This is a genomic window from uncultured Winogradskyella sp., assembly GCF_963975125.1.
Classification (GTDB): Bacteria; Bacteroidota; Bacteroidia; order Flavobacteriales; family Flavobacteriaceae; genus Winogradskyella.
Map to the genome: position 1 here is coordinate 25,107 of NZ_CAXBGB010000033.1, position 6,102 is coordinate 31,208.

The following is a 6,102-nucleotide window of genomic DNA, read 5'->3' on the forward strand; positions in this document are numbered from 1 at the left end:
TGATGAGACATAAAATTTTACTTCCTACAGACTTTTCAAAAAATTCAATGAGAGCTATTAATTATGCTCGAGAATTATATAAAAATGAGCATTGCGATTTTTATTTGCTAAATGTGTTTTCTGCCACAAGTAACATTTTAGAAAGACTACTAAATATGGAACCTGGAAGCGAATTGTACGAAACTGCAAAACTCAATTCAGAAAATGGTTTAGCAAAAGTGTATGATATGATAGCAATGAGCGATTCTGAAAATTCAAAGCATCATTTTGATGTGATTTCACAATTTAACAATGTCATTGAAGCTATAAAAAACATCGTAGATCAAAAGGATATTGAAATGATTGTAATGGGAACCAAAGGTGAAACACATACTAGAGCAACCGCCTTTGGGAGCACAGCTATATATGTTATGGAAAAAGTACGTAATTGCCCTGTATTAGTTGTACCTAAAAATGCGGAAATTGAAATGCCAAAAGAGATTGTTTTTCCTACGAGTTATAAAACACATTACAAAAGAAGAGAGCTCATCTATCTTACAGATATTGCTAAAAAATGTGAAGCAACAATTATAATACTTTATGTTAAAGAAGCTGATGAATTAGATAAAAATCAAAAAGAAAATAAAAAGTTACTCGAAGAAATATTGCAAGGTACAAACTATGAATTTCACTCCTTATCTCATAATTCTGTTATAACTGCCGTTAACATTTTTGTAGAAAGTAGAGATAGTGATATGGTAGCATTTATAAATAAAAAGCATACTTTTTTTGGTAGCATACTTACTAATGCTATGGTTAAGGAAATCTCATTTCACTTAAAAGTTCCAATATTAGCAATGCACGATTTAAGAAATTAAATAAAAGGTTTAAAATAACAAGATTCCCATTCTTATGGGAATGAAAAAATAAATTTTCAATGAAACAAACAGGAATATGGTTAGATAAGGAAAAAGCTTATATAGTGAGCATAGACAATGAAAATGAAACGTTTGAAACCGTTTTGTCTAACATAGAGCACTTTAATGCTCATGGTGGTTCTGGCACAAAATTAAAAGGTGGTCCACAAGACGTTGTGCAAGACAGTAAATATTTAGAACGCGAAAAACAACAATTAAAACAATATTTTAAAACTATCGCTTCTCATATTAATGATACAAATGCTTTGGTGATTTTTGGGCCAGCCGATACTAATGAGAAATTTGGTAAAGTGCTGCATAAAAATTATAAAAGCTTAAGTACAAAAATAAAAGGTATAGAAAAGGCTGATAGCATGTCAGTTAATCAAGTAAAAGCTTTGGTAAGAGACTTCTTTAAGTCCAATTAAATTTTTGTCAGTTAAATAAATAAATATCAATGAAAAATGAGAGTTTTGATATTATAAAATCATCAGGTGAAAAAGTTAAATTTTCATTAGAGAAACTCCGTACATCATTAAATAGAACAGGAGCAGAGAAGCAGATTGTAGATCAAATTCTCGATAAGGTTCGCGATGAGTTATATCAGGGTATATCTACAAAAGAAATATATAATAGAGCCTTTTCGGTACTTAAAAAGAAGAAAAGTTATTTAGCTTCTAAATACAAACTTAAAAAAGCTATTTATGAGTTAGGTCCAACCGGTTTTCCGTTTGAACGTTTTGTAAGTGCTATTTTAAATTATTCGGGCTATAAAACTCAAGTTGGTGAAGTTGTACAAGGTCAATGTGTTACACACGAGATTGATGTTATTGCACATAAGCAAAATGAAACCACAATCATAGAATGTAAGTTTCATGGTGAACAAGGCCTTAACTGTAATGTAAAAATTCCACTATATATAAATTCGAGATACCAAGACGTAAAAACATATTGGAATGCAAACCCAAAAAATGGCACGATACTAACAAAAGGTTGGTTGGTTACAAACACAAGGTTTACAAAAGATGCTTTACAATATGGTAAATGTTGTGGGCTATATTTATTGAGTTGGGATTATCCTATAAATGATGGTTTAAAAGATAGAATAGATAGGTTAGGTTTATATCCTATAACTGTATCAACGTTACTCACAAACAGAGAAAAACAGTTTTTACTCAGTAGAGATGTGGTGCTTTGCAGAGAATTATTACACGATAAATTTTATTTAGATCATCTTGGTGTTTCAGACATTCGAAAGGAAAAAATATTAAACGAAATATCGCAATTGTGCACTATTGAAAATCATTGAAAATGGAAAATTTTGCAAAATTTAATTTCTTGGCAGCTTCTGAGTTTGTACAGGATTTATATTTCTCATTGAAACATCATAATCTATTATTTAGTTGATTGTGGTATGTTTCAAGGTCTATAAGAAATAAGAGAAATAAATTGGAGAAATCTTCCTGTAGAGACTGGTTGAATTGTATTAAAAATATTCTTAATACAGTACACATAGTTTATGGTTAATATACTACGTTAGATACATTTAGAGTAAAAATACAAGATGCTTATAAGTGTATAGTGACCATCCCAAAACGAACTGATGTAGATAAAGTTGTCATTTAGGTTGCTTAAAATATGAGTAATCAAACTGATGAATATCATTTCGTAAAAGGCTCTTCATAATTAACTTAGTGTCATTAAATTTAGTTTAACTCATAAATCTATAAATTATGTCACTTATTAAAATTAACAACCGAAACAGATTATTCCCATCATGGAATAACGACAGCTTAAAAAGTTTTTTAAGCAGCGACGATTTCTTTAACAATGATTTTTTTGAAGAAGATAGTTTAATGCCAGCAATGAATGTTAAAGAACATGATGATGAATTCGAAATTGAATTTGCTGCTCCAGGTTTTTCAAATAAAGACTTTGAAGTAACCATCGATGATAATATACTTAATGTTTGTGGTGAGAAAAAGACTGAGTTAGAGGAAAAGGAAGAAGACTATACACGTAAAGAGTTTAGTTATAATTCTTTTAAAAGATCTCTAAGCTTACCAAAAACAGTTAATGCAGACCAAAATGTTAAGGCTACCTACAAAAATGGTATTTTAAAATTGAATCTTCAAAAGAAAGAAGAAGCTAAGGAACAGCCTAAAAAAATAATTGAAGTTTTATAAGAATTTATAAAGCAGAAGGCAATTATAGAAAATGCCTTCTGCTTTTTTAAAATATAATATAATGGAAACAATACAAACACACGCTCGTTATGTAGAATGGTTAAGTGTAGAAGAAATGCATAAAGGATCTAAAGAATGGCTATCTCAATTAGAATTTGTAAAAGATGAACACTTATTTTTTGAAGACCTTATAAAATCGTACACACTACAACTTATTAAGCCAGAAAAATTTGCGCATAATAAAGAAATTATTGATGCAATAAACAGGTCTCAAAAACGCAACAATTTTTTAATAGAGGCGGTAAAGGTTCATAAAAATGAGCTTCAAATTATGGTTGATGGAATAGATCAACCTAAAGAAGAGGAGGCTTATAAAAAAGAACATAAAGGTTTAATAATTAAAATTAATGAGTTTCTTAAGCATTACAGATCTTTAAAAATACAACTATTCGATATTGTAAAAAGAATAAAAAAAGAAGAGAAAATAAAACTCTTAATCGATCGAAGATAAAAAATTAAAACAATTATGAAGCGATTATTTATAGTCATCGTAGTATTTTCATTAGTAAGTTGTAATTCAACTCAACTTATAGAAAGCTGGAAAAATCCTGAAATAACGACCTACTCACCATCTAAAGTTTTAGTCGTTGGCTTAACTTCTAATATTGATGCAAGACAAAAATTTGAAAACAAACTTAGAAATGAATTAGAAATGCGAGGTGCTGAAGCGGTCAGCAGTTTAGATATATTTAAAACTGAAAAGATGACAGAGATTGAACTTAAAGAATTAGAAAACAATTTAATTAATAATGGGTTTGATACAGTTTTGTTTTCAAAAGTAATCGGTGTAGAAAATAAAATAGTCTATAAGAATGATTATGATGGATATGACGAAACATATAGAAAGTTTAGCGAAGATTATTTAAGGTATCAAGATGTGTTCTATAACCCAGAGTATTATTCTGAGTTTACAATTTATCATGCAGAAACAAGTATGTATTGTATTTGCCCATTAAAAGATAGAGAACTCATCTGGAAAGGATATATAGACATTGTAGATCCAGAATCTGTAGATGAAACAATCAATAATTATGCAAATATAGTTATTGCTGTTTTAGAAGAATTACAATTGGTTAATCCAAAAACTTTACTAGAAGAAAAGCTTACAGAAGATATAACAATCAAATAATCAAATATAATGAGGGTATTTAATAACCTATTTATAGTCTTTATGGTTTTTAATTGCTCATCTACGAAGTTAACTGACAGTTGGAGAAATCCAGATTACAACACGTTTAAACCTAAAAATATTTTAGTAATTGGTGTAGTGCAAGATTTAGAGGCGCGTAAAGTATTTGAATTTCAACTCAAAAACGAATTAAATAAGAGACGAGTTAACGCTTTGCAAAGCACAGTGGTTTTTGAGGAATCATTTCAAGATTCTCAACAAACCGAAATCGAAATAGATGCTCAGGTAAATAAATTATTAAAGGCTGGTTACGATTCTGTTTTGGTATCTCTAGTTAAAGGTATAGGTAAGAATGACTCTTACAGCGGAAAATGTTCTAGGAAATGGAAGAACTTACTTTTCAAGCAACTACCCTAATCCATTTGAGAGAGAAACGACAATTGATTTATTTATAGAGAACAATGTGAAAGAAGCTAAAATAGTAATTTATGATTCTAATGGTTCGACAATAACAAAATATGATATAAAGCAAAGAAACATAGAAACTAAATTAACAATACCTAAAAACAATCTTGAATCAGGTGTTTATTTCTATACACTTATAGCTGATGATATTGTAATTGGAACAAAAAAAATGATTGTTAGATAATTTTCATAAACGCACACAAAATAAAAGAGGATGTTCATCCTCTTTTATTTTATTTTAACTTTATTATTTTATATTATTGTGAAAGCAATTATTTAAAATGGACATCATATACTCTTTAATTTATAATCCTCGTATAAATTGGTTACTAAGAAATATTAACTATATTTTATCACCTATACTACCTAAAAAAATTAAAATTCACCCATCAGGTGTTTTAAACGTAAACATAGGCCATAATAAAACAATAAAACTAAAGGCAAATCAAACAAGTTATGTTACTCGCGAGTTATTTTGGAAAGGGAGCAAAAATTATGAGTATACACCAATTTTTATAAGTCTGGTAAAAAAAATTGACACTTTCTTTGACATAGGCTCTAGTATTGGATATTACAGTATTTTGGGTGCTAAAGTAAATGATAAACTAAATGTAGAGGCGTTTGAACCTTCTATTGGTTCAATGGTTTATCTTTCGGAAAATGTAAAAATAAACAATTTTGATTCGAGAATAAATGTCAACGTTTTAGCACTATCAGACCACAAAGGAAAAATTGATTTCTATGAAATTCGCAATAATAAATATCCAACAATTTATAATCTATCTGGAGAACATAACATTGGAACAAAACCTCACTTAAAATCCTTGAAAACAAAAATTGATTCGGACACATTAGACCATTTTGTTGAACAAAAAAAGATTGAAAAATTAGATTTAATTAAAGTTGATACGGAGGGTTGTGAACATCTTATTTTGAGAAAAGCGTCAAAAACAATAAAAAAATTTAGACCGATAATAATATGTGAATTATTATATGATAGAATCGAGAAAGAGATAGAAGAAATTATGTTAACTCATAATTACGAATTTTACAATCATACAGATAATGGGCTTAAAAAAACAAACTCATTACAACGTGATTATGATAACGGAATTAGAAACTGCTTTTTTGTTCATCCCTCGAAAAAGAACTTAATTGAAGAATTTATAGTTGAATAAAATACGTTGCCTAACAATGTATATAAAAAATAGCAGTTAAGGGCTTAGACAAAGTTTAGTTTTTTTTCTGCTCTTTTTGTTTTAATCCGAAAATATATTACCTATTTATCTGCTACTTTTCATATACGGAGACGATGTATTCATAAGTTTATGAGTGAAATATGAGTAAAGGAACTATAATTTTATTA

8 protein-coding genes are annotated in these 6,102 nt (G+C 28.7%); all 8 read left to right on the forward strand.

The window, feature by feature from the left end; all coding sequences use genetic code 11:
* Window positions 1-2: 2 nt before the first annotated feature.
* The 8 genes from AAC053_RS06620 (at window position 3) to AAC053_RS06655 (ending at window position 5,914) form a co-directional block, all read left to right on the forward strand.
* Entirely contained in the window at window positions 3-857 is an 855-nt protein-coding gene (locus AAC053_RS06620; protein WP_339754387.1) for a universal stress protein, read from the forward strand.
* Between the two features lie 59 nt (window positions 858-916).
* On the forward strand, window positions 917-1,324 hold the full coding sequence (locus AAC053_RS06625; RefSeq protein WP_339754390.1) for a hypothetical protein: 408 nt from the start codon (window positions 917-919) through the stop codon (window positions 1,322-1,324).
* 29 nt (window positions 1,325-1,353) lie between these two features.
* Entirely contained in the window at window positions 1,354-2,205 is an 852-nt protein-coding gene (locus AAC053_RS06630; protein ID WP_339754393.1) for an ATP cone domain-containing protein, read from the forward strand.
* A 424-nt stretch (window positions 2,206-2,629) separates the two neighbouring features.
* Complete coding sequence (locus tag AAC053_RS06635) at window positions 2,630-3,082, forward strand: Hsp20/alpha crystallin family protein (RefSeq protein WP_339754396.1); 453 nt, start codon at window positions 2,630-2,632, stop codon at window positions 3,080-3,082.
* A 61-nt stretch (window positions 3,083-3,143) separates the two neighbouring features.
* A complete protein-coding gene (locus AAC053_RS06640) occupies window positions 3,144-3,593 on the forward strand; it encodes a hypothetical protein (protein ID WP_339754399.1) in 450 nt (149 codons plus the stop codon).
* Window positions 3,594-3,608: 15 nt separating this feature from the next.
* On the forward strand, window positions 3,609-4,271 hold the full coding sequence (locus AAC053_RS06645; RefSeq protein WP_339754402.1) for a hypothetical protein: 663 nt from the start codon (window positions 3,609-3,611) through the stop codon (window positions 4,269-4,271).
* A 9-nt stretch (window positions 4,272-4,280) separates the two neighbouring features.
* Complete coding sequence (locus AAC053_RS06650) at window positions 4,281-4,688, forward strand: hypothetical protein (RefSeq protein WP_339754404.1); 408 nt, start codon at window positions 4,281-4,283, stop codon at window positions 4,686-4,688.
* A 329-nt stretch (window positions 4,689-5,017) separates the two neighbouring features.
* Entirely contained in the window at window positions 5,018-5,914 is an 897-nt protein-coding gene (locus AAC053_RS06655) for an FkbM family methyltransferase (protein WP_339754406.1), read from the forward strand.
* Window positions 5,915-6,102 lie beyond the last annotated feature (188 nt).

Coding starts and splice junctions, on each gene's coding strand:
- AAC053_RS06620 (WP_339754387.1), top strand. CDS start 3: ATGAGACATAAAATTTTACTTCCTACAGACTTTTCAAAAAATTCAATG.
- AAC053_RS06625 (WP_339754390.1), top strand. CDS start 917: ATGAAACAAACAGGAATATGGTTAGATAAGGAAAAAGCTTATATAGTG.
- AAC053_RS06630 (WP_339754393.1), top strand. CDS start 1,354: ATGAAAAATGAGAGTTTTGATATTATAAAATCATCAGGTGAAAAAGTT.
- AAC053_RS06635 (WP_339754396.1), top strand. CDS start 2,630: ATGTCACTTATTAAAATTAACAACCGAAACAGATTATTCCCATCATGG.
- AAC053_RS06640 (WP_339754399.1), top strand. CDS start 3,144: ATGGAAACAATACAAACACACGCTCGTTATGTAGAATGGTTAAGTGTA.
- AAC053_RS06645 (WP_339754402.1), top strand. CDS start 3,609: ATGAAGCGATTATTTATAGTCATCGTAGTATTTTCATTAGTAAGTTGT.
- AAC053_RS06650 (WP_339754404.1), top strand. CDS start 4,281: ATGAGGGTATTTAATAACCTATTTATAGTCTTTATGGTTTTTAATTGC.
- AAC053_RS06655 (WP_339754406.1), top strand. CDS start 5,018: ATGGACATCATATACTCTTTAATTTATAATCCTCGTATAAATTGGTTA.